Source organism: Sphingomonas panacisoli (assembly GCF_007859635.1).
GTDB classification, from domain to species: domain Bacteria; phylum Pseudomonadota; class Alphaproteobacteria; order Sphingomonadales; family Sphingomonadaceae; genus Sphingomonas; species Sphingomonas panacisoli.
Genome location: NZ_CP042306.1, coordinates 3,224,978 through 3,250,987 on the forward strand (window position 1 = coordinate 3,224,978; position 26,010 = coordinate 3,250,987).

Here is a 26,010-nt window from a genome sequence, read left to right on the forward strand (position 1 = left end):
CCTAAAGGCGATACCGTTTTGGTAGCGCGCTGCGACATGGTATCGATACGCCATGGCAACGATCGTCGATGTCGAAATTGACCCCACCGCGCTGATCGCGGCGCTGGGCCGTCACGCCCGCATCGCGGCCGGCGCGTTGGGGCGGCTGTCCACCGCCGACAAACGGCGCGGGCTGATCGCGATGGCGCGGGCGATCCGCGGCGCGGAAGCCGCCATCCTCGCCGCCAACGCGATCGACATGGCGAATGCCGAGAAAGCCGGACTGTCGAGCGCGATGCTCGACCGGCTCAACCTAACGCCCGACCGCGTCGCCGCGATGGCCGACGGGGTCGCGACGATCGCGACGCTGAAGGATCCGGTCGGCGAGACGATCGACGAGACCGTGCCGGCGAACGGCATCCATCTGTCGCGCGTCCGCGTGCCGATCGGCGTGATCGGCATCATCTACGAAAGCCGCCCCAACGTCACCGCGGACGCCGCCGCGCTGTGCATCGGATCGGGCAACGCCGTGATCCTGCGCGGCGGGTCGGAGGCGGTCGAGAGCAACCGCGCGATCCACGCCGCTTTGGTCGAAGGGCTAAAGGACGCCGGCCTGCCCGCCGAGGCGGTCCAACTCGTGCCCACCACCGACCGCGCCGCGGTGGGCGCGATGCTGGCTGGCGAGGGCGTGATCGACATGGTCGTGCCGCGCGGCGGCAAGGGACTTGTCGCGCGCGTCCAGGCCGAGGCCCGCGTTCCCGTGCTCGCGCATCTCGACGGGATCAACCACGTCTTCGTCCACGCCTCCGCCGACCCGGCCATGGCCGAGACGATCGTCGTCAACGCGAAGATGCGCCGCACCGGGATTTGCGGCGCGATGGAGACTTTGCTGATCGACCGGGACTATCCCCGCGCCGCCGATTTGATCGCGGCGCTCGCAGCAACCGGCTGCGAGGTGAGGGGCGACGACGCCGCGCGCGCGCTTGCCCCCGACATCGCACCCGCCGCGAAGAGCGATTGGGACACCGAATATCTCGAAGCTATCGCCAGCGTCGCGATCGTCGACGGCCTCGACGGCGCACTGGCACACATCGCTCGCCACGGATCGCACCATACAGATGCGATCGTCGCCGAGGACGCTACGGTCGCCGAACGCTTCCTGGGAGAGGTCGACAGCGCGATCGTCCTCTGGAATGCCTCGACCCAGTTCGCCGACGGGGGCGAGTTCGGGCTCGGCGCCGAAATCGGCATCGCCACCGGTCGCCTCCACGCCCGCGGCCCGGTCGCGTTGGAGGGGTTGACGACATACAAATGGATCGGGCGCGGCACCGGTCAGGTGCGCGCCTGACAGACATTGACGACCAAGGCTTTGCGGAATGGCGCGTGCGGACTATCCGGGCGTCATGACCTTCGACCGTATGTTCTCAGCGTCTCGACGTATCTGATGCGCATCGGTCTCCTCGGCGGGTCGTTCAACCCTGCGCACACCGGCCATCGCGCGATCAGTCTGGCGGCGATCGAGGCGTTGGGGCTCGACGAGGTGTGGTGGCTGGTCTCGCCCGGCAATCCGCTGAAGGACAAGGCGACCGACATGGCGCCGTTCAGCGTGCGCTTCGCCTCGGCGCGAAAGATGGCGGGTCATGCGCCGATCCGCGTCTCCGCGATCGAGGAGCGGCTCGGCACGCGCTACACCGTCGATACGCTCGCCAAGGTCCAGCGGCTGTATCGCGGGCACGAGTTCATCTGGCTTATGGGCGAGGACAATCTGCTCAATTTCGACCAGTGGAAGGGGTGGCGCCACATCGCGATGTCGATCCCGATTGCGGTCGTCGCGCGTCCGGGTTATGATCATGCTGCCCGGGCGGTCCCCGCCATGGGTTGGTTGCGGCGCTTTTTCCGGCCCGCACACCAGGCGAAGAACTGGACGACGTGGAGACTGCCGGCCCTCGTGCTGCTGCGCTTTCGCCCTGATCCGACCTCCGCTACCCGGCTGCGTGCGGCCGACCCGAACTGGCATCGCCGTTTTGCGCGGCGTGTCGCAGGCGTCCCCAGCGCCGACCCACCCACTCCGTAGGAACCGACTTGGCCACATCTCCCAATGCGTACCGCTCGTCCGACGCCGAAGGCGCCGAGGCGCTGCATCGGCTCGTCATGACGAGCCTCGACGACGATCAGGCGGTCGATACGATCTCGATCCCGCTCGCCGGCAAGTCGTCGATCGCCGATCACATGGTCATCGCCAGCGGCCGATCGACGCGGCAAGTCGCGTCGATGGCGCAGAAACTCGCCGAGAAGATCAAGGCCGAAACCGGCCGGTCCGCGCGGATCGAAGGGCTGCCGACCGCCGACTGGGTGCTGATCGACGCCGGCGATGTGATCGTCCACCTGTTCCGCCCCGAGGTGCGCAGCTTCTACAATCTCGAGCGGATGTGGTCGTTCGGCGACGCGCCGACGCCATTGGCGCACTAGGGCTGCTATCCGAATACCGTTCGTGCTGAGCTTGTCGAAGCACCGTACTTTCTTCGGATCGAGAAGAACGGCCCTTCCACAAGCTCAGGGCGAACGGGGATAGGATTGTGCTGCTCCACATCATCGCGCGCGGCAGGATCGGGCGCAGTCCCGAGGCCGAGCTGGTCGATCGCTACCTGAAGCGCGTCGCATGGCCGACGCGCATCACCGAACTCCCCGATACCGGCGGCAAGATGCCGGCGGTCGAACCGCAAACCAGGATCGTGATGCTCGACGAAACCGGCGACACGCCGGGGTCGATCGCGTTCGCCGACAAGCTCGGCAAGTGGCGCGACGACGGGGTGCGCGAAGTCCGCTTCCTGATCGGCGCGGCGGACGGGTTTTCCGACGCCGAACGCACGAGCGCCGACTGGCTGGTGTCGTTCGGCCGGCTGACCTGGCCGCACATGCTGGCGCGCGCGATGCTCGCCGAGCAATTGTGGCGGGCGTCCAGCATCCTTGCCAACCATCCCTATCATCGCGAAGGATAGGCTATGCGGCTTGCGCTGATCCCCGTCCTGCTGGCCCCGTTCGCGGTGGCGCTTCTGGCGAGTCAGGGAAATGCGCAGTCCGACATCGCCGATCAGCAGCGCCGTCTGCTCGAAGCGCGCGCGCAGTCCGCCGCCGCCGCGGACCGTGCCGCCAAACTCGACGCTGCTGCCAATAGCGAGCGCGATCAGGCCGCCAAAGCGCTGGCCGAGGAGCAAGCGCTCGCCGCGAAAGTCGCGCAGGCACAGGCCGACATCACCGCCGCGACCGCGCGCATCGCGTTGGTCGATCGCCTGCTGAACGACCAGCAGCAGAAACTGGCCGTCCAGCAAGGCCCGATCGCGCGTCTGGTCGCCGCGCTCTGTTCGCTTGCGCTACGCCCCAGTTCGGTGGCGATCATGCAGCCCGGGTCGGTCGCCGACCTCGTCCATGTCCGCGCCGTGCTGGGAAGCACCTTGCCGCTCATCCAGACGCGCACCGCGGGACTGCGCGGCGAGCTCGACCGCAACCGCCGGTTGCGCGCCGACGCGCTGCTCGCGGCGCAAAGCCTGACCGACAGCCGGCGGCGGCTGGAGACCAATCGCATCGCGCTCGCCCGGCTCGAAGCCGAGCACCGGCTCAAGTCGCAATCGCTGAGCCGCGGCGCGCTGGCCGAAAGCGACCGCGCGATCGGCCTCGGCGAACGCGCGCGCGACCTGGTCGACCAGATGCAGGTCAATACCGACGCCGCGACCACCGGTGCCGCGCTGGCGAAACTGTCCGGTCCGCTTCCTCGCCCTGCGCAACCCGGGGAAATCGCGCCTATCGCCTTGTCCTGGTCGACCGTGTCGGCGCCATGGAAACTCCCCGTCGCCGGCAAGCTCGTCACCGGGTTCGGCGAAGTGTCCGACGCCGGCGTGACCTCGCGCGGCCTCACCTTCGCGGTCGCTGCCGAGGCCGACGTCGTCGCCCCCGCCGCGGGCAAGGTGGTCTATGCCGGGTCGTTCCGCGACTATGGCAATGTCGTCATCATCGATCACAGAGGCGGCTGGACGACGCTCGTTTCCGGGCTGGGCGCGCTGACGGTCAAGCTCAACCAGACGATCGGCCAGGGCGCGCCGATCGGTGCCGCGCGGGCCGGCGACGACCGTCGTATCACCGTGGAACTGCGCCGCAAGGGCCGCGCGGTGGACCCTGTCGCGCTGACCGGCTAAACGCCTCCCGACACTCTTTCCGATCGGAATCGTTACCCCATCATGGCTCGTGCATTTTCCTGGCTTCAGGCGACCGCCATCGCCGGCGCGGTCGCGCTCGTTCCCGTCGCCACTTCGGCCTCGGCCGCCGCCGACAGCGATACCTATCACGAACTCGAAACGTTCATGACGGTCTTCAACCGGATCAAGGCGAGCTATGTCGATAAGGTCGACGACAAGAAGCTGATCCGCGGCGCGATCGACGGGATGCTCGCCAGCCTCGATCCGCACAGTTCGTACGTCGATGCGGTCGATTTCCAGAACATGCAGATCCTGACGACCGGCAATTATGGCGGGCTGGGCCTGACCGTGACGATGCAGGACGGCGCGGTGAAGGTGATCGCGCCGCAGGAAGATACGCCGGCGGGACACGCGGGGATCAAATCGGGCGATTTCATCACGCATATCGACGGCAAGTTCATCTTCGGCGAGACGCTGGACGAAGCGATCAGTTCGATGCGCGGCACGCCGGGTACCCCGATCAAATTAACGATCGTCCGCCCCGGTCGCGACAAGCCGATCGACGTCGCGCTGGTCCGCGAAGTCATTGTGACCAAGCCGGTCAAGTGGGAGGTCAAGGACGGCATCGGCTATATCAACATCAACACGTTCAGCGAGACGACCGGCCAGGACGTCCGCGCCGCGATCTACAACATCACCAAGTCGCTGGGACACAAGCCGCTCGGCTATGTCGTGGATCTGCGCGACAATGGCGGCGGCCTGTTGAGCCAGGCGATCGAAGTCAGCGACGCGTTCCTGTCGTCGGGCGAGATCGTCAGCCAGCGCGGGCGCGAGAAGGACGATATCGAGCGTTACTACGCCAAGCCAGGCGACGACGCGGGCGGCCTGCCGGTGATCGTATTGATCAATTCGGGCACCGCGAGCGCGTCCGAGATCGTCGCCGGCGCGCTGCAGGATCATCATCGTGCGCTGATCATGGGCGACCGGTCGTTCGGCAAGGGATCGGTGCAGACGTTGCTGCAACTCAGCAACGACAGCGCTTTGCGGCTGACCACGGCGCGCTATTTCACGCCGTCTGGCCGGTCGGTGCAGGAGGGCGGCATCCGCCCCGACATCGCCGTGCCGCAAATCTCCGACCCCGATTACAAGTCGCGGCCCGTCTTCCGCGAATCCGATCTGCGCAAGCATCTGGTCAACGAGGTCAAGGCCGACAACGCCATTCTCGAGGAAGATACCAAGCCCGATCCGCGCTTCGCCGCGACGCCCGACGAACTCAAGAAGCGCGGGGTGACCGACTTCCAGCTCTATTACGCGCTTCAGACGATCGGCCGCCTCTCGCGCGCCCCGGCGGTAGTCAAGAAATGACCAATTTGTCGAAGGCGCGCGCCCTTGCGCTGCTGATCCCGGCGGCGTTGCTGGCCGGCGCGTGGGGCTCGCAGCTGATCGGCGGGCTCTACCCGTGCGAGATGTGCCATTGGCAGCGCTGGCCGCATTACGCCGCCTTGGTGATCGCCTTGCTCGCGTTCGTGCCGGCGATGCCGACGCGGCTGCTGGTCGCGCTCGCCGCGATCGCGATCGCCGTCAGCGGCGCGATCGGGGTCGCACATGCCGGGGTCGAATATCATTGGTGGCAAGGCTTTACCGCGTGTACCAAAACTTCCGGTAGCGGCTCGATCACGCTCGACGACCTGATGAAGGCGCCGATCGTGCGCTGCGACCAGCCGCAGTGGAGCCTGTTCGGCATCTCGCTCGCCGGGTTCAACGCGATAATCTCGTTGAGCGGCGCGCTGGTCATCTTCGGCCTGCTGCTGCGTCGGGGCCGCGCGGGATGAGCGGCTGGCGCCCCGGCGATCGGCGTCCGGCGAGCGATTCGATGATCCGGGTCGATCAGGCCGGCGAATATGGCGCGACGCGGATTTATGCCGGGCAGCTCGCGGTGATGGGCGACCGCAGCGCCGCCGCGCGCGAGATCGCGGGCATGGCGCGGCAGGAGGAACGGCACCGCGCCTTCTTCGACAATCTCGTCGCGACGCGCGGCGTGCGCCCGACCGCGCTCCAGCCGTTCTGGAATGTCGCCGGGTTCGCGCTCGGCGCGGTCACCGCGGCGATCGGCCCCGCAGCCGCGATGGCCTGCACCGCGGCGGTCGAAACCGAGATCGACAAGCATTATTCAGAGCAGCTTCAGGTGCTGGGCGATAGCGATCCCGAATTGTCGGCGGCGATCGCGGAGTTCCAGGCCGAGGAAGTCGAGCATCGCGAGACGGCGCTGGCGCACGGCGCGGAATCGGCGATCGCCTATCCGCTGATGTCGGCGGTGATCCGATTGGGCTGCCGGCTGGCCATCGCCACGGCCAAGCGCGTATAGGCGCGGGAGAGGAGACGAGGATGTCGAGGATCGTGTTGGGCGCGCTGGCCGTGACGATCGCGCTGCCTGCCGCCGCGCAGCAAGTGTCGGGTCCCGGCGTGCCGCCGCCGCCCAAATCGAGCGGGCCTAGCTCGGTGTCGAAGAACGCCCCGGTGAACGGCGTCCTGGTCCTGTACGGCAACGAGCAATGCCCGACCGACGCCAACGGTGCGGAGATCGTCGTCTGCACGCGCCGCGACGCGAACGAACAGTTCCGCGTCCCCAAGGAATTGCGCGATTTCAAGATCACGCCCGAAAATCGCAGCTGGGCCGTTCGCGCGCAAGGAACGCTCGACACCGGCGGCACCGGGATCGGATCGTGTTCGGCGGTGGGGCCGGGCGGCAGCATCGGTTGCTCGCGGCTGCAGTTCAAGGAAAGCAAGGACACCGACAAGGAACGCGACGCCGACGAGAAGGAAGGGCAGCGGACCAACTGAGCCGCGGCGTCGTTTCGCGCTCAAAAGCGATTCATTTGACCGCGCAATCGGTCTAGAGTCCCCATCGACCAAGCGGGGGACCAATGGCCAGCATCTTCTTCAAGCCCAAACCCGTCCGGTCGATCGCGCCCGATTGGTATGAGAAGATGCTCGCGGGCGTCGCGGCCGTGTTGCTCGTCATCGTCATTATCGCCCTGGCGAAAGGGCATGCCGACTGGGCGCAGGTGCCGCGCGGCGTCTGGCTGCATCTGGCGACGATCATGGTGGCGCTCATGCTCACCCCGTACATGCTGCTCCGCCCGCGCGGCACGCCGATCCACCGGTTGCTCGGCAAGGTCTGGGTGGTCGCGATGACGGCGACCGCGGCGATCAGCCTGTTCGTGCGCTACAGCAACCCCGGCCATTTCAGCTTCATCCATATCCTGTCGGTGTTCGTGCTGATCATGGCCCCGCGCGTATGGTTGACCGCGCGAAGCCACAACCTGGCGGGGCACCGCGGAACGGTGCGGGGGCTGGTGACCGGGGCGTTGATCGTCGCGGGATACTTCACTTTGCTCGAAACGCGCTTGCTCGGGCACTGGCTGTTTGGCTGAGATGCGCGCTCGTATCCTGCTCTTTGCGTTGGTTTGGCTGTCGTGCGCGTGGTTCGGGTCGTGGGCGCTCAACCCGAACAATTCGACGCGGATGTTCGCCGCGATCGGACTGGTCGAGCGCGGCGACGCGCGGATCGACGAGTTCCGCGACCTGACGATCGATAAGGCCGAGTTCGACGGTCACGTCTATCTCGACAAGGCGCCGGGCATGACCCTGCTCGCGCTCCCCGCCGCCGCGGTTGCAGAGCACATCACGGCGCGCCCGCCGATCCCGCCGACCGTGTGGGACCGCAATTTCGAGCAGTGGATGACCGTGCGGCTGCGGCTCGCGGTGGCGAGCGTCAGCGCCATCCTCACCGCACTCGCGGCGGTCGCATTGTACGACCTTGCGCTCACCCTGACCGCGAGTACGGGGGCCGCATTGTTTGGCGCCGTCGCTTTCGCGCTCGGCACGCCGATCTGGGGTTGGTCGACGACGTTGTTCGGTCACGCGCCGGTCGCCGATCTGTTGGTCATCGCAGTCTGGGCGTTGTGGCGCGCAGGCGAAGAGCGGCCGGTCGCCTTCGCCGCGATCGCCGGCGCTGCGCTCGGCCTTGCCGTGCTGATCGAGTTTCAGGCCGTGCTCGCGGGGTCGATCGTCGCCTTGTGGGGCGCGTTCCGCCTGCGGCGCCCCGCCCCGCTCGCCGCCGCCGCGCTGGCCGGCGCAGCGATGCTGCTGGTGCCGCTCGTCGCGTACAACATGATCGCGTTCGGCACGCCGTTTCGGCTGGGTTACGAGGGCGTCAACGGCTTCCCCGGCATGAAGGAAGGACTGTTCGGGCTGACCAGCCCCAAGTTCGCAGTACTAGCAGAGATCATTATCGGGATGCGCCGCGGCATATTGTGGGTCGCGCCGATCCTGATCCTCGCGCCGTTCGGGCTGTGGCAGTTGGCCAAGCGCCAAGGTGGCCTCGCCGTCACTTTGGCCAGCGCGGCGATCGTCGTGCTGCTCGTCAACGCCGCCTACGTCTATTGGGACGGCGGTCATTCGACCGGCCCGCGCCATTCCGTTCCGGCGATCGGAATGCTCGCGATCGGCTTGGCGGTATATTGGGCGAGCCTGGATTATTGGTGGGAACGCGCGCTCGCCGCGACGATCCTGGCCCTGTCGGTCGCGATCAACCTCGTCATCGCCGCCGCCAACATCACCGCGCCCGACGAATTCTCGTTCCCGCTATGGGACCCGATCCTCAAGACCGACTGGGCGACCGGCACGCTCCGCACCCTGCCGGGCGATTTCCTCGGCTGGTCGCCCTATGCGGGCGTCGCGCTGTACCTGTGTCTCGCGATCCCGCTCGGCCTGATGCTATGGCGCGCCGTCCACGTCGAGGGAAACCGATAATGGCCAGCATCCCCGCTTTGCATATCGGCTTCGTGCTGTTCCCCGACATGACGCAACTCGATTTCACCGGGCCGGCGCAAGTGCTGACGCGGATGGGCAACACGACGATCGAGTTGGTGGCGAAGTCGCTCGATCCCGTATCGACCGATGCCGGCTTCACGCTGCAGCCGACCGCGACCTTCGCCGCCGCGCGGATGCCCGATATACTGTTCGTTCCCGGCGGGTTCGGCGTCGTGCCGGCGATGGAGGATGCGGAGACCGTCGCCTGGGTGCGGCAGGCCGGCGAGCAGGCGCAATGGGTGACGGCCGTATGCACCGGCGCGCTGCTGCTTGGCGCAGCAGGGCTGTTGAAGGGTTATCGCGCGACGACGCATTGGGCATCACACCATAGCCTCGCTCTGTTCGGCGCGGAGCCCGTCCACGAACGCTACGTGTTCGACCGCAACCGCGTGACCGGCGGTGGGGTGACCGCGGGGATCGATTTCGGGCTGGCGCTGGTCGCGGCGATCCGCGGCGACGACCACGCCAAGTTCGTCCAGCTCAGCATCGAATACGACCCGCAGCCGCCGTTCGATGCCGGCTCACCCGACAAGGTCGAGCCCGATATCCTCGACCGCTACAAGAAGATGGTCGCGCGGATGGCGAGCGACCGCGACGCGCGAACGCGCGCCGTGGCGGAGAAGCTCAGCGCTTCCTGAGCCCGCGCACGCGGTGCCAGATGTAGAAGCCGACCGCTGCGACCAGCACGACCCCGATCACCAGGTCGGCCGAGTGGAATGCCGCCTTGAGCCGTGGGTCGCTGTCCCATGCCTTGCCGAGCTTCATCCCCACCCAGGCGAGGCCGAAACACCACGGCCATGAGCCGATGAAGGTATAGACGTGGAACGGCACCAGCCGCATCCGCGCGACGCCGGCCGGGAACGCGATGAAGCTGCGGATCACCGGCAGCAGCCGCCCGATCAGCACCGCGATCGACCCGTATCTGTCGAAGAACCGATCCGCCGCGTCGAGCTCGCCCGGACCGATCAGCACATAGCGTCCCCACCGTTCGGCAACCGGCCGGCCGCCGCGCTTGCCGATCTCGTATGCGACGATCGACCCCAGATTGCACCCGATCGCCCCCGCCGTCGCGGCAAGATACAGGTCGAACCGCCCCGTCGAGACGAGATAGCCCGCGAACGGCATGATGATCTCGCTTGGTAACGGGATGCACGCGCTTTCGATCGCCATCAGCACGACGATGCCGAGATAGCCGCCGGAAGAAATGACCCAGATGGTGAAGCCGGCGAGCACGGCCAAGATGCGTTCGATCATGGACACCGGCGATGCGGGAGCGCGGGCGGACGGTCAAGCACCGATACTTAACCGTGATATTTCAACGATTCTTTAGCGATGATCGGTCAATATCCCTGCCAGGATTCGGGGACCTGCAATGATCGTACGCGGCATTTTTCTGGGATTGCTGACGCTCGCGCTCGGGGCGTGCAACTGGATCGGCAACGGCTACTCGCATGTCGTCGACCGGCCGCAGGCCGACGTCGTCGCCGCGCTCGAGGACCTCGACATCTCCGCGCAGCCCGGCAATCCCGGCACCGATCCCAGCCTGTCGGGAGGCGTCAAGCCCGACATCCGGCTCGAAAAGGCGGCCGATCACATGACGTGGTGGGTGATGGCGGGCGACAAGGTCGCGACGACGATGACCGCGACGTTCGAACAGCTCGACGGGGGCAAGCGCACGCGCGTCACCACCAGCGTCCAGCGCGGCAACGCGTCCGACGATGTCGTGTCCCCGGCGTTCCGCTCGACCGGCATCACCTCCGGCCTGTTCTCGATGGCGGTCGAGGGCGAGCTCAATAAGCTGACCGATGGCCCGCGCGCCAGCGCCGAGGACTGCCAGAAATTGGTCGAGGAATGGCGGATGTCCGGCATCGAAGACGCGCCGCGCGACCGCCCTGAAAACTTGACCCAGGCGATCGGCGAAGGCGCGCGCAACGCGATCAAGTTGCAGGCGATGGCCGACAAGCTCCCGCCGCGCCGGCTGCCCGATGGACGGCGACGGCGAGTTCAAGCCGGTGATGCGTGAAATGGGACCGGCCGACGACGACCGGCCGTCCGATTGGCCGACGCCGCGGTCGAAGCCCGACACGTCGGGCGACGGGATCCCGGACAATTGAGGATTATGACGATGTACCGCTTCGTACCCGCCGCTTTGATCGCCGCTGCGTTGGGCGGGTGTGGCCAACGTCCCTTGCCGCAGCAGGTCGTCGATCGCGACCCCGTGCTGCTCTACAACGCGCTGTCGAACGCGGTCGGCGAGATCCAGAGCAAGGTCAGCGCGAACAAGGACGAGATGGCCCGCGCCAGGGTGCCGGTGCAATTCTCGTCCGACAAGGTCGACGGCAAGATGATCCACGTCCGGATCGCGGCGGCCGGCATGGTGCGCGAGATGACGGTGTGGATCGAGCCGGGTCCCAACCCCGGCCAGACTCTACTCAAGGCCCAGGTGCCATCGGACGCGCCGACCAGCAACGGCACCGATCTGTTCAGTCGCGTCAAATCGACGATCGCCGCCGATGGCGCGCTGGTCGACGAAGTACTGCGCAACAACGATCCCACCTCCTGAACGTTTACATCGCCGCGGCGGCGGCCTTCAGGTCGGCGACGAACTTCGCATACTCCTCGCGCTTCGCGTCTTCGTCGGGGAGGCGCAGCAGGTAGCTCGGGTGGACGGTGATCCACGCTGCACCGCCATCGGGCAGTTCGAGCACGCGGCCGCGTTCGCGGCCGATGGTCATCGCCTTGCCGAACAGGCTGCGCGCCGCGGTCGCGCCCAGCGCCACGGTCATTTTCGGCTTCACCAGCGCGAGTTCCTGGTCGATCCACCATCGGCATGCGGTGATCTCTCCCGCGTCGGGCTTTGAGTGGATGCGGCGCTTACCGCGCAGTTCGTATTTGAAATGCTTGACCGCATTGGTGACATAGGCGCGCGCCCGGTCCACACCGGCGTCCGCCATGGCGCGGTCGAACATCTGCCCCGCGGGGCCGACGAACGGATGCCCGGCCAGATCCTCCTGGTCCCCCGGTTGCTCGCCGACGAACATCAGGTCGGCGTCGACCGGCCCTTCCCCGAACACGGTTTGCGTCGCGTGCTTGTAGAGGTGGCAGCGGGTGCAGTTCATCGCCTCTTCGCGCAGCGCTTCCCACGCCGCCTGGATATTGCCGCCTGGTACAATCTTGGTCTTCGCCGTCGCCACCATCTCGCTCTCCCGGGCTTGCGCGCTCGCGATCAACGCCGGCACCAACGCGGTTTCGGGCATGTTTTTCCAATATTTGCGCGGCATCTCCTTCAACATCGCGCCGACCTTGACCCGCGCCGGGTTGAAGATCGACGCGTAATAGGTCTTCCAGACCGCCTCGACCGGGTCGCCGTCGGGCGCGTCCGCCTTCGACGCGCCCAGTCCTTCGGTCAGCCGTTTGCCGTCCCAATGGATCGTGAGCGCAGGCGTCAGGATCGACCAACGCATCGTCGCGAAGCGGTTGACGAAGAACGCCGCATTGGCGCGGACGATATGAAATTCGGGTTCGAACCAGGCGACGTAGCGCGTGCCGCCATCGTCCTGTACCTCGCGGAAGCGCACGAACGCGCGCATCTTGTGGATATCGCGCCGCACCGCCTTGGCGAACCCTTCGAGCTTGCGGACCAGCGGGTCAGCCTGGTCCTCCATCAGCTTCGGCTGATCGCGCAGCCGCACCAGCAACGTATGGAGCAACGCGAACCGCTCGCGGTCGGTGTGGAGGATGGCATTGCGCGCGAGGTCGATGAACGGCCGCGGCACCGAAAACGCCCCCGTCGACGGCGGGGCGAGCGGCACTTGGCCGGTGAACAGCTCGCCATGTTCATCACCGACTTGCCACACGACCTGGTCGGGCGGAACATGGTCGAGCACCAACCCGCGCACCACATCGCGCCAACCGTCGAAATCGTCCTCCGTCTCCAGCGTAACAACGCGCATGCTAGCCGAACAATTCCATCTGCTCGACCTTGGGCGCGACCAACGTTCGCACATCGAGCTTGTCGGCGAGTGCGACCGGCCGCCAGTCGCTCGCGATCAGGAAGGGCCGGATCTTGGCGATCGACACCGTTAGCCGTCCGATATCGGCGAGGCTCAGCCGCCGCCAGCGCCGGGCCGCCAGTATCTTGCCCACCGCGCGCGTCCCCAGCCCCGGCACGCGCAGCAGCATCTCGCGCGGGGCGCGATTGACATCGACCGGAAAGCGCGCGCGATGCTTGAGCGCCCAGGCAAGCTTGGGGTCGATATCGAGCGGCATCATGCCGGTATCGTCGGCGGCGTCGGCCACTTCCTGCGGGCTGAATTCGTAGAAGCGCATCAGCCAGTCCGACTGATACAGCCGATGCTCGCGCATCAACGGCGGACGCTTGAGCGGCAGCACGGCGCTGGCATCGGGAATCGGCGAGAAAGCGGAGTAATAGACGCGCCGCAAACCGAACTTGCCATACAGTCCCGCCGCACGCCCGACGATATCGCGATCGGTCGCGGCATCGGCGCCGACGATCATCTGCGTCGATTGTCCCGCCGGCGCGAAGCGCGGCGCCGACTTGTAGCGCTTCTTGGCGTCGGCCGTGTCGAGGATGTCCGCCTTGGTCGCCGCCATCGCGCCCTCGATCTGCGTCGCCGACTTTTCCGGCGCGAGCCGCTTCAACCCGCTGACGGTCGGTAGCTCGACGTTGATCGACACGCGGTCGGCATACATTCCGGCCTGATGGACGAGTTCCGGATCGGCGTCGGGAATCGTCTTGAGATGGATGTATCCGCGAAAATCGTGATCCTCGCGCAAGCTCCGCGCGACCTCGACGATCTGCTCCATCGTATAGTTGGACGAAGCAATGATCCCCGACGACAGGAACAGCCCCTCGATATAATTGCGCCGATAGAAAGCGAGCGTCAGCTGGACGACCTCGTCGGTCGTGAAACGCGCCCGGCGCACGTTCGAGCTCTTGCGGTTGATGCAATAATGGCAATCGAAGATGCAGCTGTTGGTCAGCAGGATCTTGAGCAGCGAGATGCATCGACCGTCGGGCGCGTAGGCATGGCAAATCCCCATGCCCTGGTCGGTCGACCCGATCCCCTTCCCCCCGCGCGAGTCGCGCTTGACCGACCCCGACGACGCGCAACTCGCGTCGTACTTGGCGGCGTCGGCGAGGATTTCGAGCTTCTGGCGAGTATCGAGCTGGGCCACGCGTTCCTTTTATGTTCCTCCGCGGCGAGAGTCACTGATCTGCGTCAGTCTCCGGTGCCAGCGCTTGGGCAAGCGGCCGCGCGAGCGCCAGCGCGACCAGCCCGCCGACGATCGAGATCGCCGCATCGACCGACCAGAATGCCGCCGGGCGCATCTGGTCGTAAAAGCTGCCGACCCATCCCGCGATCACGCTGCCGCCGAAGAACGACAGGAACACGCCGCCCATCAGCGTCGCGCTGATCTTCGCGGGTGCGGCCTGGCTGATCAGCGCGAGTAGCACCGGCCAGTAATAGAGGAAGCCGATCCCCATCCCGAACCAGCCGGCCAGCGCCCAGATGACCGACGTCTTGCCGTCCGCACCGAGGAGCATCGCGCCGGCGACCAGCAACAGCGCCGACAGCCCGGTCAGCAACGATCCGATCGCGATCTTGGTCACGTCGTGCGGTTCGCGCCCGCGCTTCGCCTGCCATGCCCAAAGCGCGACGAGCGGCGGCACCGCGACGATGCTGGCAAAGGCGTCGACCGAGTTGAACCACGATGCCGGCACGTCGCCCAGCGGACTGGCGAGCGACACGTGCTGATCGACCCACAGCACGCCGATGCTCCAGATCATCGGATAGGTGATATTAGGGAACAGCGTGAATGTCGCGACGAGGATCAACAGCCAAGTGCGGCGGCGCTCGGCGAGGCTAAGTGGGGGGTAGACGGTCTTCTCCGCGCGCAGTCGCCCGCCCGGCAAATGCCGCTGCCCCGCGAGATAGATGACGAGCGCCAACAGCATCAGCCCCGCCGCCGCCCCGAACCCGACATGCCAGCCATAAGCGGCGGCCAACCCACCGCAGGTCAGCGGCCCCAGCACCGCGCCGACATTGATGCCTGCCGAAAAGATCGTGTAGCCCTGCGTCCGCAAACTCTCCGCCGCTTGCGGATAGAGCTGCCCGACTTGCGCTGAGATGTTGCCCTTGAGGCACCCAGACCCGACGATCAGCAACGCCAACGCGAGTAGGAAACTAGCGTCGAACGTCATCGCCAGATGCCCGCCCGCCATCAGCAGCGCGCCGAGCACCACGGTCGCTTTGGTCCCCAGGAAACGGTCGGCGATCAGCCCACCCAGGATCGGCGTGAAATAGACGAGCCCGCCGTACCAGCCGTAGATCAGCGACGCGAACGCGACATCGCTGATCGGCCCGCGCCATTCGAACAGATGCCGCAGTGTCGTCAACCCGACGACATGCTCGGCATGGCCCGGCAACAACAACTGCTTGGTCATGTACAGCGCAAGCAACGCAGTCATGCCATAATAGCTGAACCGCTCCCACGTTTCGGTGAAGGCGAGGTAGTAGAGGCCGCGCGGATGGCGGAATTTGCCCGCAGCGGTTGCCATCAATCGCCGATCCGCTTGAGCGTCGCACCGGTGAGTCGCGGATGCGCCGCGGCATAGGCGAGCAGTGCGCGTTCGAGCGATGCGCGATCGGCGAAGCGGCAAACCAGATTGTTGCCGAGGGATCGATCTGCCGACGTATCGGCACCCGGCGCGGCGTCATTCTCGACCACGCCGCCCGCCGCGCGAACGATCTGCTCGGTGCCGCGGCAATCGATCAACGGGTCCATCGTCCAACGATCGCCGACCCGTTCCAGCAATCCATAGCCAGCGTCCGGACCATCGGTGGCGATGAACTCGACGACCCACAGATCGCGGGTCGTACCGCCCAGACGAACGAAGAAATATCCGGCTTTCGCATCGGCCTCGTCGGCCCAACTTCCGTCGGGACGGCGGACAAACCGCCCGCGGTCGGGCTTGTCGCCCTGCTCCCCGCTCCGCGCTTCGTACAGGCCCGCCGTTATCGGCTGAATCGCCGCCGGATCGGGCGGGTAGAAAATCGGCCCCTCCCACCAGCACCCCGATAGCAGCATCGAGAGCATGACCACGGCAAATCGCAATCGCATCACGCCCCCCTTCTGCACCGGCGCGCGCCGCGCTAGGCTCGGCAGCCTACAACGCGAAGGGCCCGCACGGGAATGTCGATCGAAGAACCGGATGTCCGTCCCGACGCGCTGATGACATTGCCGCACAAGCGCGAGTTCCTCGGTCACCCGCTCGGCCTGCCCGTCATCGCGGGAACCGAAGCGTTCGAGCGATTCAGCTATTACGGCATGCAGACGCTGCTTGTGTTGTACATGATCAAGGCGCTGCTGCTGCCCGGCCATGTCGAGAATATCGCGGGGTTCGGCTGGTTCTCGAGCGTGCTGACGCACATCTACGGCGCCGCGCCCAATACGCAGGCGCTGTCGTCGCATATCTTCGGCACCTATACGTCGCTGGTCTACGTGACGCCGATCCTGGGTGGGATCATCGCCGACCGCTGGCTCGGCAAGACGCGGACGATCACACTCGGTGCGTTGTTGATGACCGCGGGCCACTTCCTGATGGCGTTCGACGTGTCGTTCCTGTTCGCGCTGCTGTTGCTCGTGCTCGGCGTCGGATGCCTCAAGGGCAATCTCGCGAGCCAGGTCGGCGCGCTTTACGGCCCCGGCGACAACCGCACCGCGGACGCGTTCCAAATCTATTATCTCGGGATCAGCGGCGGCGCCTTCCTGTCGCCGATCATCTGCGGCGCGTTGGGCGAGAAGGTCGCGTGGCATTGGGGGTTCGGCGCGGCGGGTGTCGGGATGCTGATCGGATTGCTGGTCTATCTGACCGGTCGGCGTCATTTGCCGCCGGAGCCGCGCACCATGAAAGCGGATGGTCCGCCCGCACCGCCGATGACGGCCCGCGACTGGAAAGTGCTGGTGCTGTTACTGCTGATGATCCCCGTCCTCGCGGCGAGCGCGCTCGGCAATCAGCAGATGTTCAACGCCTATCTGGTCTGGGCCGACCGCTCCTACGAATTCATGCTGTTCGGTGCGCGCATGCCGACCAGCTTCCTGGTGTCGTTCGATGCGATCACCGGCTTCGCGACACTGGCCGGGGCGGTAGCGTTCTGGCGGTGGTACGGGCGGCGCTGGCGCGACCCGGACGAGATCACCAAGCTGGTCATCGGCTGCATCATCTCGTCGTCTGCGTTCATTCTGGTCGCGGTCGTCGCGAGCCACGCCGATGCGAGCGGGAGCAAGGTGCCGCTGTGGGTCGCGTTGCTCGTCAACACGCTCAACAATCTGGGGTTCGCCAACGTCTTCCCGGTCAGCCTGGCGCTTTATTCGCGATCGGCCCCGCGCGCGATCGCGGGGACGGTGATCGGTATCTATTATTTGTTTCTGTTCGGCGCGAACCTGGCGGTCGGCTGGGTCGGCGGCTGGCTCGATCTGATGCCGGCGGGGCAATTCTGGGGGCTACACGTCGCATCGATCCTGGGCGCGGCGGCGATTTTCCTGGGCGTGAAATTGGTGTTCGGGAAAATACTCCAGCCGGAGCCCACTACAGTGCCGACAGCCTGAGCAGGCAGCGATTCTGATCCTCGGCGATCAGCACGCTACCGTCGGGGAGCTCGATCAACGCGGCCGGAAAACCCTGCGGACGGACGCCGGCGGCACGGGTCCAGCCCGACACGATGTCGGTCTCGCTGCCCGCCACGGCGCCGCCTAGCCCGGCGGCGATCGCGACGATGCGATGCCCCCGCGCGCGATAGCCGTGATAGGCGAGCAACAACTTGCCGGTCAGCCCGGGAAGCTTCGTCCCCGTATAGCGGATCATCCCCAACGGCGCGGCGTGCGGCGCGAGCAGCATCGCGGGTCGGCGCATCCTGCCGCAATCGTAGCGCGGATATTCTGGACTCGGCCGATTGGCGTCGAAGCAATAGGGCCAGCCGTAATTCGCACCCTTGTCCATCGCGAGCAACAGGTCGTGCGGCAGCGTGTCGTCGGACAGTTTGGGATCGGCGGAATCGATATTGTCGCGTCCGTTCGACGCCACCATCAGCTTGCCGTCGGGCAGGTACGCGAACGCCATCGCGTTGCGCAGCCCGGTCGCCAGCACTTCGGCGCTCGCCGCCGACATCGGTAGCGCGGCGCCGGGCGGAATGCGGATCAGGCTGCCGCGCGGCGGGCGCATTTTCTGTTCGGGACACGGCGTATTCGGGTTGGGCGCGCCCCCATTCTCGCTCTCGCAATTGTCGCTGAAGGACCCGACATTGACCACCATCCCACCGTCGGGCGACAGCGTGAAGGCGGTCACGTCGTGCCGGCCGTCCTTAGGCAGGCCGGTCATCACTTCGGTGATCGTCGCGCGCGGATCGGCGGCGCGCGGGTCGAAGCGGATGATCCGTCCGACCTCGCCGACATACAACTTGCCGCTCGCTCCCGCCGCCAGACCGTTCGGCTGGTTGAGCCCCGACAGCACGACCACCGGCGCCCCCCGCCCGAAATTGGCGAAGCGCAGGATGCGCCCTCGCCCCGGTGTCCGCGAGGCGAGGTCGGCGACGTACAGATCGGTGCCGACGACCGCGAGCCCGCGCGGGAAGCCGATGCCGGTCGCGACCAGCCCGACGCACAGCCGCGCCGGCGTGGTCAGCGACACGCGCGGGAAACCGTCGCACTGACCGGACGTGGCATACCCTTCGCGTGGCGCCTTGCGCGCAACTGCCGGCTGGGCAAACGCGAAAAGCGCGAACAGACCGAGAAGCAATCTCATTCGGCCGCCAGCAACGTCTCGGCGCCGCCCAGATCGACCGACACCAATCGGCTCACCCCACGCTCGACCATCGTCACGCCGAACAGCCGGTGCATGCGGCTCATCGTCACCGCATTGTGCGTGACGATCAGATAGCGCGTCTTCGTCTCGCGGCACATGCGGTCGAGCAAGTCGCAGAATCGCTCGATATTGGCGTCGTCCAGCGGTGCATCGACCTCGTCGAGCACGCAGATCGGCGCGGGGTTGGTCAGGAACAGCCCGAAGATCAACGCGACCGCGGTCAGCGCCTGCTCGCCGCCCGACAATAGGGTCAGCGACTGGAGTTTCTTCCCCGGCGGCTGCGCCATGATCTCGAGTCCAGCCTCGAGCGGATCGTCCGAATCGACGAGTTCGAGCCGCGCGGCGCCACCGTTGAACAGAGTCGCGAACAGCCGCTGGAAATGGCCGTTGACCGCCTCGAACGCGGCGAGCAGCCGTTGCCGCCCCTCGCGGTTGAGCGTCCCGATCGACCCGCGCAGCTGGTTGACCGCCTGGCCCAGCTCGTCGCGCTCCGCTGCGGCGTCGAGCCGCGCGGTGTCGAGTTCGGCAAGTTCGGTCTCGGCAACCAGATTGACCGGCCCGATCCGCTCGCGATCGACCAGCAATTTGTCGTGCTGAACCGATTCGTCCTGCGGATCGCCGACCCGGTCGATGTCGAACCCGATCCGTTCGCCCAGCAAAGGCGGCGGACAGGCGAAGCGTTCGCCCGACAGCCGCGTCATCTCGATCCGGCGCAGATCCTGGTTCTCCGCGCGCGCCGCCGCGCCGGCGCGGGCTTCGCGTGCCAGTGACAACGCCTCGGCCGCTGCCTGCGCGGTCTCCTCGGTATGGCGCAGCTTGATCTCGGCGTCGCGCTCGGCGTCGGCAGCGCTACTGGCGGCCGTGCGGAGGTCGGCATAGCCGGCGTCGCGCGTCGCGATCTGCGCCGCGAGGTCGCCCGGCTTGGCGGTGGCGGCGTCGGCTTCGGCGGCAAGCGTCGCTTCGCGTTTGGCCATGTCAGCGATCCGCTTCGCGGCCTCGCCGGCGCGAGCACGCCAGCCCTTTTGCTCGGCATCGGCGGCCGCCAGCCGCTCGCGGTCGGCAGCGATCGCGCGATCGACCGTCGCGCGTTCGGCTTGAGCCGTCGACGACGCCATGCGCCGCGCCTCGGCCTCGGCCTGGAGCCGCGCGACAGCATCGCGCGTCGCTGCGCCATCGGGCAGCACCGCCCGCGCGGCATCGGCGCGCTTGGCTTCGGCCTCCGCCTCCCCGATTTCGGCGGCAACGCGGCGACCGCGCGTGTCGAGATCGGCGCGCTGCGCTTCGATCCGTTCGAGCTGCCCAGTGGCGCGGTCCTCCATCCGGGTCGCTTCGCGCGCGGCATTCTCCGCCCGTTCGAGCGACGCGCGCGCGGCGGAGGCATCGGCGCGCGCGGCGGCGATCTTCGCTTCGGCGGCGTCGAGCTGGCCGTTGGCCTTGTCGAGCGACCCTTGCGCCTTGGGTCGCGCCTTCTCCAGCGCAGCCAGCCGGTTGATCCGCTCAAGCCGCTCAGCCGCCGCCGCACCGCCCGATCTGGCGACATAACCGTCCCACCGCCGCAGCACGCCGCCGAGCGTCACGAGCCGCTGCCCGACCGCGAGCGGCTGACCGCCATCACTGTCCGCCACCAGCACCTGCGCCAGCCGCCGCGCCAACGCTGCCGGTGCCTCGACATGATCGCCGAGCCGCGTGAGTCCGTGCGCGCCGGGGTCTCCCGCTTGCGGCTCCGCGCCCGACCAATAGCGTTCGGCGCTGGCATCCAGTCCCGTTTCGAGGTCGTCCCCCAACGCCGCCGCCAGCGCGCGTTCGTAGCCCGGCGCGGCGCGGACATGATCGAGCAGCCGATCGCGTCCCGACGGCCGCGTCGCCTTTTCCAGCGCGACGAGTTCGCTTTCGATCGCCGCCAGTTCGGCGCGCGCCGCTGCCCGCGCCTGCTCCGCCGTATCGCGCGCTTCCTGCGCGGCGCGTTCGTCGGCATCGGCCCGCGCCCGCGCCGTCCGCGCCGTCTCGGCCGAATCGAGCGCATCGGCGCGCGCCTTTGCCGCCGCCGCTTTCTCCGCGCGCAACGGTGCTGCATCACCCAGCGATTTGAGCTCCGCCTCCCACGCCGCCTGATCGCGCAACGCCCGGTCGTGTCGCGCCCGCGCCGCTGACGCCGCCGCTTCGGCCACGCGCGCATCGGCGATCTCGGCGGCTTGTCGACTCATCGCCTGCGCCAGCGCGACGTCGGCGTCGCGTGCCGCCCGCTCGGCCTCAGCCAGCGTCGCATCGAGCGCGGGCAGCCGTGCCGCAGCCTCGTCGGCGCGCTTCGTCAGTGCCTTGGTTTCGGCATCGAGCCGCGCGATCGCCTCGGCCGCATCGACCGCGAGCGCGCCCTCCCGCTCGCGATCCTCGGCGATCCGGCCGCGTTGTTCGGCCAGTTCGACGATCCGCCGCTCGGCCGCCGCATGTTCGGCGCGCAAGCCGGCCAGCGCGTGTCCAGCCTCGGTCGCCGCCTCGCGCGCGGCCTGGCTGCCGGCGCGCGCCTCGGCCAGCGCCTGAGTCGCGGCATGTTGGTGCGCGGCGGCGGCGCGCTGCATCTCGGCGGCGGTCGCGACCTTTTCCTCGCATTGCCCCGCCTCGGCCTTGGCCGCATCCGCCGCCGCCGCCGCATCGCGCCAGCGCGCGAAGATCATGCGGCCCTCGGCCACGCGGATCTTGTCCGACAGTTCGCGATAGCGCTCGGCCTGCCGCGCCTGGCGCCGTAGGGCGTTGGCCCGCGCCTCCTGGTCCGACATGATCTCGTCGAGCCGCGCCAGATTGGCCTCGGTCGCGCGCAATTTCTGCTCGGCGTCCTTGCGGCGGACGTGCAGGCCCGCAATGCCCGCCGCTTCCTCCAGCATCGCGCGGCGCTCGGCGGGCTTGGCGGCGATCACCGCGCCGATCCGCCCCTGGCTGACCAGTGCCGGCGAGTGCGCGCCGGTCGCGGCATCGGCGAATAGCAACGCGACGTCCTTCGCGCGGACGTCGCGCCCGTCGATTCGATAGGCCGACCCCGCCCCACGCTCGATCCGCCGCACCACCTCGGTCTCGCCGCCGTCGATCTCGGCCAGGATCGACACTTCGGCGAAGTCGCGCGCGGGCCGCGCGTCGGTGCCGGCGAAGATGACGTCGTCCATGCCGGCGCCGCGCATCGACTTCGGGCTGTTCTCGCCCATCGTCCAGCGCAGCGCCTCGAGCAGGTTGGACTTGCCGCAACCGTTCGGGCCGACCACGCCGGTCAGCCCGGGCTCGATGCGCAGATCGGCCGCGTCGACGAAGCTCTTGAAGCCCGACAGACGGAGCCGTTTTATCTGCATCGGCGGCCCCACCGGCGCGCTAGATCACGCGCCGGCGTTCTTGAGCACCGCCTCCAGCTGTTGCCAGCTGATCGCGTCGGCCTTCACGCCGTTGATGAAGAAGGACGGCGTCCCGGTCACGCCCTTTGGCGTCGCCGTCCTTCATGATCTGCAGCATCTTATCGAGCGCCTTGGTGTCCGCAAGGCACGCGCGCGCCTTATCCTCGGGCAGCCCGCGCTGCTTGAAGAAATCGACATAGCCCAGATAGTCGGCCCAGGCGGTGGCGACTTGCGCCGGCTGCGCGCTCTGCATGCGCTGGAACAGCGCCTGGCCCTCGGGCGAGCCCATCTTGTCCTCGATCGGACCCTGGTTGATGTACATCTGTTCGAGGATCGGGAAGAACACCTCGTTCGGCACGCACTTGCCGAGCAACGAGGCCGGAATGTCGGGCTGGCCGTGGACCAGATATTCGCGAAACTCCCAGCTGACTTTGCCGGTCGCGACGTAATTCTGTTCGAGCGGCTGGGTACCCTCGCGGCCGAACGCGCCGCATACCGGGCACGTCCGCGAACCGTATTCGACCAGCTTGATCGGTGCGTCGGGATTGCCCATCCGGACCCCGCCCTCGGGCGTCGTAACGACGGTTTCGAGCCAGCTCTTGCCCGCGGGCGGCTTCACCGCGGAAACGCTCCCGGCGGGCTTGCTGACGTTGCCGTCATTGGCGCCGCCGCACGCGGTCACGAGCAGCAGCGGAAGGGCGGCGAACAGGGCACGAAACGTCATCGAACGGTCTCCAACGAGAAGGATCAGCTGATTTTGCCGGCAATGACGAGGCTGGCAAGCTCGTCGCCGACGATCGGGGGGCCGCGCGTCGCGGCGACGCCGGCGGCCAGCGCGGACAGCACCGCGCGCAATTCGGGATCGGCGATCGCGCGTAGGCCGTCGCCGAGTGCGGCGGGGGGCTCGATCGGGCGCAGGCTGGGCGGCGCGACCCGCGACGGGCGCGGCGCGACATTACCCTGCTTGAGGGTGAGCCGCGCGACCGCGGTATAGCCGAAGAAGCGATTGACGCGCTCGACGATCTCGGGCGCGATGTGCTGCATCATCGCCGCGTGCGCACCCTTTACCGTCACGGTCAGTACGCCGTCGGCTTTCTTGCCGGGCGGAAAGCGGATCGATTCGGGGCTGGAAACGCCGGCATATTTCGGCCCGACGATCTCCGCCCAGCGCGTGACGATACCCGACTGGACGAAGCCGTAACGCTTGAACGCCGCCCCGCCGACCTGGGGCAGCAAATCGGCGACCGCGCGCGCCGGCCCGCCGCGGGGGCGTTCCTGGATCGGCGGTTTGGGGGTCGCGCGCTTGCTCATCGCTTCATCCATGCCATAGCCGACCCGTGGCCGCCAAGCATTCATCGATCGCCGACGCCTTGCTCGCCTGGTACGACGCGCACCGCCGCGAGCTGCCGTGGCGGGCCCGGCCGGGCGAGGCGGCGGACCCGTATCGCGTGTGGCTGTCGGAGGTGATGCTCCAGCAGACGACGGTCGCCACCGTCACGCCGCGCTTCCAGGCATGGACCGCGCGCTGGCCCGATTTCCGAAGCCTCGCGCAGGCGTCCGACGATGACGTCATGACGGCATGGGCGGGGCTTGGCTATTATGCCCGCGCCCGCAATCTCGCCGCGTGCGCGAAGGCGGTGGTCGCCGAGCATGGCGGCCACTTCCCGACAACCGAAGCCGCGCTGCGCAAATTGCCCGGGATCGGCGATTACACCGCCGCCGCGATCGCCGCGATCGCGTTCGGCGAACCGGCGACCGTCGTGGACGCCAATGTCGAGCGCGTCGTCGCGCGGCTGTTCCGGGCAGCGACCAAACCCGCGGTGCGTGCGGCGGCGGAGGCAATCACGCCGCGAGACCGCGCCGGCGATTTCGCGCAGGCGATGATGGACCTGGGCTCGGCGATCTGCATACCGCGCAAACCCCGCTGCCTGCTCTGCCCGTTGCGCGACGTATGCGCGGCGTTCGCGGCCGGCGATCAGGTCGCGTTCCCGGTCAAGACCGCCAAGGCGCGCAAGCCGCAACGCTACGGCACTATCTTCTGGGCGCAGGCGGGCGACGCGGTGATGCTCGTCCGCCGCCCGCCCAAGGGTCTGCTCGGCGGCATGCGCGCGCTGCCCACCGGGCCCTGGGTCGGCGAGCCGCCGGGGACCACCGACGCGCCGATCGCTGCCGACTGGACGATGCGCAATGCCACCGTCGCGCACGGCTTTACCCATTTCGATTTGCAACTCGCGCTTGCGACCGCGCGCGTCGAGCGCCATGCACTGCCCGGCGATGCGGTCTGGTGGCCGGTCGAGTCGCTTGGCGAGGCGGGGTTGCCCACGGTCTTCGCCAAGGCGGCCAAAGCGATAGGAGGGGCCTGATGCGTACTTTTCTGACACCGATCCTGACCGGAACGGCCTTTGTCGCGGTGATCGCCGGCGGCGCGATCGCGCAGTCGGTCGCCCCCGCGCCGCAACCCGCCCCCGTGCCGGTCGCCGATCCGCTGCCGGCCACCCGCGCGCTGTTCGATTCCTACGTCACCGCCGGCAAGATGCCCGGCATCGTTGGCGCATTCGGCGTCGGCGACAGCTCGACCATCTTCGTCGCCTCGGGCAAGATCGCCAAGGACGCGAACGCCGCCGCGACCGGCCCCGACAGCCTGTGGCGGGTCTATTCGATGACCAAGCCGATCACCGCGATGGCGGCGATGATCCTGATCGAGGAGGGCAAGCTCAAGCTCGACGAGCCGGTCAGCGACATCCTGCCCGCGTTCAAGAACATGCGCGTCCAGCTGAACGAGAACACGATCGAGAGCCGCCCGGCGACGCGCCCGATCACGATCCGCAACCTGCTGACGCACACCGCCGGCCTCGGCTACACGATCATCACCAAGGGTCCGCTGCTCCAGCTGTACATGGAAAAGGGCCTGACCCCGGGCGCGATCAACGCCGCCGACGAGGTCAAGACCCGCGCCGTGCGCGCACCGACCTTGCAGGAGTTCGCCAATCGCGTCGCCAGCGTTCCGCTGATCGCCGATCCCGGCACCAAGTGGAGCTATTCGATCGGCCTCGACGTGATGGGCGCGGTGATCGAAAAGGCATCGGGGATGCCGTTCGACAAGTTCGTCCAGACTCGGCTGTTCGATCCGCTCAAGATGAAGTCGAGCTACTGGACCGTGCCGGCGAGCGAGATCGGGCGGTTCGCGACCAATTACGCGTTCGTCCCCGGCGGCACCCAGATGATCGCGTTCGATCCCGCCGCGACCTCGGTCTATGCCAGTCCGCCCAGCTTCCCCTATGGCGGCGCCGGGCTGGTGATGTCGGCGAACGACTACGACCGCTTCCTGCACATGCTGCAGAATTACGGCGAGTTGGACGGCGTCCGCGTGATGAAGGTCGAGACCGCCAAGCTCGCCATGTCCGATCTGCTGCCCCCGGGCGTGGAGTTCGGCGGCGTCGGCGGCGCGACCGGCGGCACGTCGGGCCCGAAGATGGGGTTCGGCGCCGGCGGATCGGTGATCCTGGAGGACAAGACCGACAGCATGGGGGCCGGCACCTATGGTTGGGGCGGCGCCGCCGGCACGATCGCCTGGGTCAATCCGGTCGCCAAGATCCGCGGCGCGGTGATGGTCAACTACTTCCCCGCCGACAAATGGCCGGTGCGCGCCGATGTGGTGAAGGCGCTCCAGACGGACATGGCGCGCTACCGCAAGTGATCGCGGCCC

The 26,010-nt window shown here is 67.6% G+C and carries 26 protein-coding genes; 17 read left to right on the top strand and 9 right to left on the bottom strand.

The annotated features are described in order from the left end of the window. Positions 1 to 52 precede the first annotated feature (52 nt). The 12 genes from FPZ24_RS16040 (at position 53) to FPZ24_RS16095 (ending at position 9,682) form a co-directional block, all read left to right on the top strand. Positions 53 to 1,327, top strand: a complete 1,275-nt coding sequence (locus tag FPZ24_RS16040) for a glutamate-5-semialdehyde dehydrogenase (protein ID WP_146573682.1) — start codon at positions 53 to 55, stop codon at positions 1,325 to 1,327. Between the two features lie 96 nt (positions 1,328 to 1,423). Next, on the top strand, positions 1,424 to 2,053 hold the full coding sequence (locus FPZ24_RS16045) for a nicotinate-nucleotide adenylyltransferase (protein WP_146573683.1): 630 nt from the start codon (positions 1,424 to 1,426) through the stop codon (positions 2,051 to 2,053). A 77-nt stretch (positions 2,054 to 2,130) separates the two neighbouring features. Beyond that, the gene (gene rsfS / locus FPZ24_RS16050; RefSeq protein WP_146574644.1) at positions 2,131 to 2,448 is read left to right on the top strand and encodes a ribosome silencing factor; all 318 of its coding nucleotides are present in this window, start codon (positions 2,131 to 2,133) and stop codon (positions 2,446 to 2,448) included. A gap of 107 nt (positions 2,449 to 2,555) precedes the next feature. Continuing rightward, a complete protein-coding gene (locus FPZ24_RS16055; protein ID WP_146573685.1) occupies positions 2,556 to 2,978 on the top strand; it encodes a 23S rRNA (pseudouridine(1915)-N(3))-methyltransferase RlmH in 423 nt (140 codons plus the stop codon). 3 nt (positions 2,979 to 2,981) lie between these two features. After that, entirely contained in the window at positions 2,982 to 4,169 is a 1,188-nt protein-coding gene (locus FPZ24_RS16060; RefSeq protein WP_146573687.1) for a murein hydrolase activator EnvC family protein, read from the top strand. A 42-nt stretch (positions 4,170 to 4,211) separates the two neighbouring features. After that, the gene (locus FPZ24_RS16065) at positions 4,212 to 5,534 is read left to right on the top strand and encodes a S41 family peptidase (RefSeq protein ID WP_146573689.1); all 1,323 of its coding nucleotides are present in this window, start codon (positions 4,212 to 4,214) and stop codon (positions 5,532 to 5,534) included. Beyond that, positions 5,531 to 6,001, top strand: coding sequence for a disulfide bond formation protein B (locus tag FPZ24_RS16070; RefSeq protein ID WP_146573691.1), 471 nt, complete (start codon positions 5,531 to 5,533; stop codon positions 5,999 to 6,001). The genes FPZ24_RS16065 and FPZ24_RS16070 overlap by 4 nt, the downstream gene beginning before the upstream one ends. Continuing rightward, positions 5,998 to 6,534 (top strand): demethoxyubiquinone hydroxylase family protein, encoded by a 537-nt coding sequence (locus FPZ24_RS16075; protein ID WP_146573693.1) that lies wholly within the window; start codon positions 5,998 to 6,000, stop codon positions 6,532 to 6,534. Before FPZ24_RS16070 ends, FPZ24_RS16075 begins: the two co-directional genes overlap by 4 nt. A 20-nt stretch (positions 6,535 to 6,554) precedes the next feature. Continuing rightward, on the top strand, positions 6,555 to 7,010 hold the full coding sequence (locus FPZ24_RS16080) for a hypothetical protein (RefSeq protein ID WP_146573695.1): 456 nt from the start codon (positions 6,555 to 6,557) through the stop codon (positions 7,008 to 7,010). Positions 7,011 to 7,093: 83 nt separating this feature from the next. After that, on the top strand, positions 7,094 to 7,603 hold the full coding sequence (locus tag FPZ24_RS16085; protein ID WP_146573697.1) for a DUF2306 domain-containing protein: 510 nt from the start codon (positions 7,094 to 7,096) through the stop codon (positions 7,601 to 7,603). A 1-nt stretch (position 7,604) separates the two neighbouring features. After that, positions 7,605 to 8,984 carry a hypothetical protein gene (locus FPZ24_RS16090; protein ID WP_146573699.1) on the top strand — a complete coding sequence of 460 codons (1,380 nt, stop codon included), beginning with the start codon at positions 7,605 to 7,607 and terminating at the stop codon, positions 8,982 to 8,984. Then, positions 8,984 to 9,682: a DJ-1/PfpI family protein gene (locus tag FPZ24_RS16095; protein ID WP_146573701.1), complete on the top strand. Its 699-nt coding sequence runs from the start codon at positions 8,984 to 8,986 to the stop codon at positions 9,680 to 9,682. The genes FPZ24_RS16090 and FPZ24_RS16095 overlap by 1 nt, the downstream gene beginning before the upstream one ends. On the opposite strand, the gene FPZ24_RS16100 is transcribed toward FPZ24_RS16095, so the two are convergent. Continuing rightward, positions 9,669 to 10,298, bottom strand: coding sequence for a DedA family protein (locus tag FPZ24_RS16100; protein WP_146573703.1), 630 nt, complete (start codon positions 10,296 to 10,298; stop codon positions 9,669 to 9,671). The two genes, FPZ24_RS16095 and FPZ24_RS16100, sit on opposite strands and share 14 nt — an antisense overlap. Positions 10,299 to 10,416: 118 nt before the next feature. Here FPZ24_RS16100 and FPZ24_RS16105 point away from each other — a divergent pair, with 118 nt between their 5' ends. Beyond that, complete coding sequence (locus tag FPZ24_RS16105; RefSeq protein WP_146573705.1) at positions 10,417 to 11,067, top strand: hypothetical protein; 651 nt, start codon at positions 10,417 to 10,419, stop codon at positions 11,065 to 11,067. Positions 11,068 to 11,169: 102 nt separating this feature from the next. Then, the gene (locus tag FPZ24_RS16110; RefSeq protein ID WP_146573707.1) at positions 11,170 to 11,607 is read left to right on the top strand and encodes a hypothetical protein; all 438 of its coding nucleotides are present in this window, start codon (positions 11,170 to 11,172) and stop codon (positions 11,605 to 11,607) included. Between the two features lie 4 nt (positions 11,608 to 11,611). Here the strand turns inward: FPZ24_RS16110 and FPZ24_RS16115 are convergent, their stop codons facing one another. From FPZ24_RS16115 to FPZ24_RS16130, 4 genes are read right to left on the bottom strand one after another with little or no spacing between them, the layout of a single operon-like run. Continuing rightward, positions 11,612 to 12,997 (bottom strand): UdgX family uracil-DNA binding protein, encoded by a 1,386-nt coding sequence (locus FPZ24_RS16115; protein ID WP_146573709.1) that lies wholly within the window; start codon positions 12,995 to 12,997, stop codon positions 11,612 to 11,614. A 1-nt stretch (position 12,998) separates the two neighbouring features. Continuing rightward, positions 12,999 to 14,243 (bottom strand): putative DNA modification/repair radical SAM protein, encoded by a 1,245-nt coding sequence (locus FPZ24_RS16120; RefSeq protein WP_146573711.1) that lies wholly within the window; start codon positions 14,241 to 14,243, stop codon positions 12,999 to 13,001. A 31-nt stretch (positions 14,244 to 14,274) separates the two neighbouring features. Next, the gene (locus FPZ24_RS16125) at positions 14,275 to 15,627 is read right to left on the bottom strand and encodes a peptide MFS transporter (RefSeq protein ID WP_146573713.1); all 1,353 of its coding nucleotides are present in this window, start codon (positions 15,625 to 15,627) and stop codon (positions 14,275 to 14,277) included. Beyond that, on the bottom strand, positions 15,627 to 16,190 hold the full coding sequence (locus FPZ24_RS16130; RefSeq protein WP_146573715.1) for a hypothetical protein: 564 nt from the start codon (positions 16,188 to 16,190) through the stop codon (positions 15,627 to 15,629). The genes FPZ24_RS16125 and FPZ24_RS16130 overlap by 1 nt, the downstream gene beginning before the upstream one ends. A 72-nt stretch (positions 16,191 to 16,262) precedes the next feature. On the opposite strand from FPZ24_RS16130, the gene FPZ24_RS16135 reads away from it, so the two are divergent. After that, positions 16,263 to 17,678 carry a peptide MFS transporter gene (locus FPZ24_RS16135; RefSeq protein ID WP_240047524.1) on the top strand — a complete coding sequence of 472 codons (1,416 nt, stop codon included), beginning with the start codon at positions 16,263 to 16,265 and terminating at the stop codon, positions 17,676 to 17,678. On the opposite strand, the gene FPZ24_RS16140 is transcribed toward FPZ24_RS16135, so the two are convergent. From FPZ24_RS16140 to FPZ24_RS16155, 4 genes are read right to left on the bottom strand one after another with little or no spacing between them, the layout of a single operon-like run. Then, positions 17,659 to 18,870 (bottom strand): PQQ-dependent sugar dehydrogenase, encoded by a 1,212-nt coding sequence (locus FPZ24_RS16140; protein WP_146573717.1) that lies wholly within the window; start codon positions 18,868 to 18,870, stop codon positions 17,659 to 17,661. The two genes, FPZ24_RS16135 and FPZ24_RS16140, sit on opposite strands and share 20 nt — an antisense overlap. Further along, positions 18,867 to 22,265: a chromosome segregation protein SMC gene (smc, locus tag FPZ24_RS16145; RefSeq protein WP_146573719.1), complete on the bottom strand. Its 3,399-nt coding sequence runs from the start codon at positions 22,263 to 22,265 to the stop codon at positions 18,867 to 18,869. Before smc ends, FPZ24_RS16140 begins: the two co-directional genes overlap by 4 nt. Before the next feature lie 19 nt (positions 22,266 to 22,284). Further along, complete coding sequence (locus tag FPZ24_RS16150; RefSeq protein WP_240047525.1) at positions 22,285 to 23,028, bottom strand: thioredoxin domain-containing protein; 744 nt, start codon at positions 23,026 to 23,028, stop codon at positions 22,285 to 22,287. 23 nt (positions 23,029 to 23,051) lie between these two features. After that, complete coding sequence (locus tag FPZ24_RS16155) at positions 23,052 to 23,627, bottom strand: DUF721 domain-containing protein (RefSeq protein ID WP_146574649.1); 576 nt, start codon at positions 23,625 to 23,627, stop codon at positions 23,052 to 23,054. Between the two features lie 14 nt (positions 23,628 to 23,641). Between FPZ24_RS16155 and FPZ24_RS16160 the strand changes: the two genes are divergently transcribed. Both FPZ24_RS16160 and FPZ24_RS16165 read left to right on the top strand, forming a co-directional pair. Continuing rightward, complete coding sequence (locus tag FPZ24_RS16160) at positions 23,642 to 24,667, top strand: A/G-specific adenine glycosylase (RefSeq protein ID WP_240047527.1); 1,026 nt, start codon at positions 23,642 to 23,644, stop codon at positions 24,665 to 24,667. Next, the gene (locus FPZ24_RS16165) at positions 24,667 to 26,001 is read left to right on the top strand and encodes a serine hydrolase domain-containing protein (protein WP_146573721.1); all 1,335 of its coding nucleotides are present in this window, start codon (positions 24,667 to 24,669) and stop codon (positions 25,999 to 26,001) included. Before FPZ24_RS16160 ends, FPZ24_RS16165 begins: the two co-directional genes overlap by 1 nt. Positions 26,002 to 26,010: the final 9 nt, after the last annotated feature.

What these genes read in the sequence shown, in the direction of transcription:
- FPZ24_RS16125 (WP_146573713.1), bottom strand. Translation starts at nt 15,627, where the DNA reads ATGGCAACCGCTGCGGGCAAATTCCGCCATCCGCGCGGCCTCTACTAC.
- FPZ24_RS16045 (WP_146573683.1), top strand. Translation starts at nt 1,424, where the DNA reads ATGCGCATCGGTCTCCTCGGCGGGTCGTTCAACCCTGCGCACACCGGC.
- FPZ24_RS16075 (WP_146573693.1), top strand. Translation starts at nt 5,998, where the DNA reads ATGAGCGGCTGGCGCCCCGGCGATCGGCGTCCGGCGAGCGATTCGATG.
- FPZ24_RS16070 (WP_146573691.1), top strand. Translation starts at nt 5,531, where the DNA reads ATGACCAATTTGTCGAAGGCGCGCGCCCTTGCGCTGCTGATCCCGGCG.
- FPZ24_RS16115 (WP_146573709.1), bottom strand. Translation starts at nt 12,997, where the DNA reads ATGCGCGTTGTTACGCTGGAGACGGAGGACGATTTCGACGGTTGGCGC.
- FPZ24_RS16065 (WP_146573689.1), top strand. Translation starts at nt 4,212, where the DNA reads ATGGCTCGTGCATTTTCCTGGCTTCAGGCGACCGCCATCGCCGGCGCG.
- FPZ24_RS16165 (WP_146573721.1), top strand. Translation starts at nt 24,667, where the DNA reads ATGCGTACTTTTCTGACACCGATCCTGACCGGAACGGCCTTTGTCGCG.
- FPZ24_RS16090 (WP_146573699.1), top strand. Translation starts at nt 7,605, where the DNA reads ATGCGCGCTCGTATCCTGCTCTTTGCGTTGGTTTGGCTGTCGTGCGCG.
- smc (WP_146573719.1), bottom strand. Translation starts at nt 22,265, where the DNA reads ATGCAGATAAAACGGCTCCGTCTGTCGGGCTTCAAGAGCTTCGTCGAC.
- rsfS (WP_146574644.1), top strand. Translation starts at nt 2,131, where the DNA reads ATGACGAGCCTCGACGACGATCAGGCGGTCGATACGATCTCGATCCCG.
- FPZ24_RS16100 (WP_146573703.1), bottom strand. Translation starts at nt 10,298, where the DNA reads ATGATCGAACGCATCTTGGCCGTGCTCGCCGGCTTCACCATCTGGGTC.
- FPZ24_RS16105 (WP_146573705.1), top strand. Translation starts at nt 10,417, where the DNA reads ATGATCGTACGCGGCATTTTTCTGGGATTGCTGACGCTCGCGCTCGGG.
- FPZ24_RS16095 (WP_146573701.1), top strand. Translation starts at nt 8,984, where the DNA reads ATGGCCAGCATCCCCGCTTTGCATATCGGCTTCGTGCTGTTCCCCGAC.
- FPZ24_RS16060 (WP_146573687.1), top strand. Translation starts at nt 2,982, where the DNA reads ATGCGGCTTGCGCTGATCCCCGTCCTGCTGGCCCCGTTCGCGGTGGCG.
- FPZ24_RS16130 (WP_146573715.1), bottom strand. Translation starts at nt 16,190, where the DNA reads ATGCGATTGCGATTTGCCGTGGTCATGCTCTCGATGCTGCTATCGGGG.
- FPZ24_RS16080 (WP_146573695.1), top strand. Translation starts at nt 6,555, where the DNA reads ATGTCGAGGATCGTGTTGGGCGCGCTGGCCGTGACGATCGCGCTGCCT.
- FPZ24_RS16155 (WP_146574649.1), bottom strand. Translation starts at nt 23,627, where the DNA reads ATGGATGAAGCGATGAGCAAGCGCGCGACCCCCAAACCGCCGATCCAG.
- FPZ24_RS16085 (WP_146573697.1), top strand. Translation starts at nt 7,094, where the DNA reads ATGGCCAGCATCTTCTTCAAGCCCAAACCCGTCCGGTCGATCGCGCCC.
- FPZ24_RS16110 (WP_146573707.1), top strand. Translation starts at nt 11,170, where the DNA reads ATGTACCGCTTCGTACCCGCCGCTTTGATCGCCGCTGCGTTGGGCGGG.
- FPZ24_RS16140 (WP_146573717.1), bottom strand. Translation starts at nt 18,870, where the DNA reads ATGAGATTGCTTCTCGGTCTGTTCGCGCTTTTCGCGTTTGCCCAGCCG.
- FPZ24_RS16150 (WP_240047525.1), bottom strand. Translation starts at nt 23,028, where the DNA reads ATGACGTTTCGTGCCCTGTTCGCCGCCCTTCCGCTGCTGCTCGTGACC.
- FPZ24_RS16040 (WP_146573682.1), top strand. Translation starts at nt 53, where the DNA reads ATGGCAACGATCGTCGATGTCGAAATTGACCCCACCGCGCTGATCGCG.
- FPZ24_RS16135 (WP_240047524.1), top strand. Translation starts at nt 16,263, where the DNA reads ATGTCGATCGAAGAACCGGATGTCCGTCCCGACGCGCTGATGACATTG.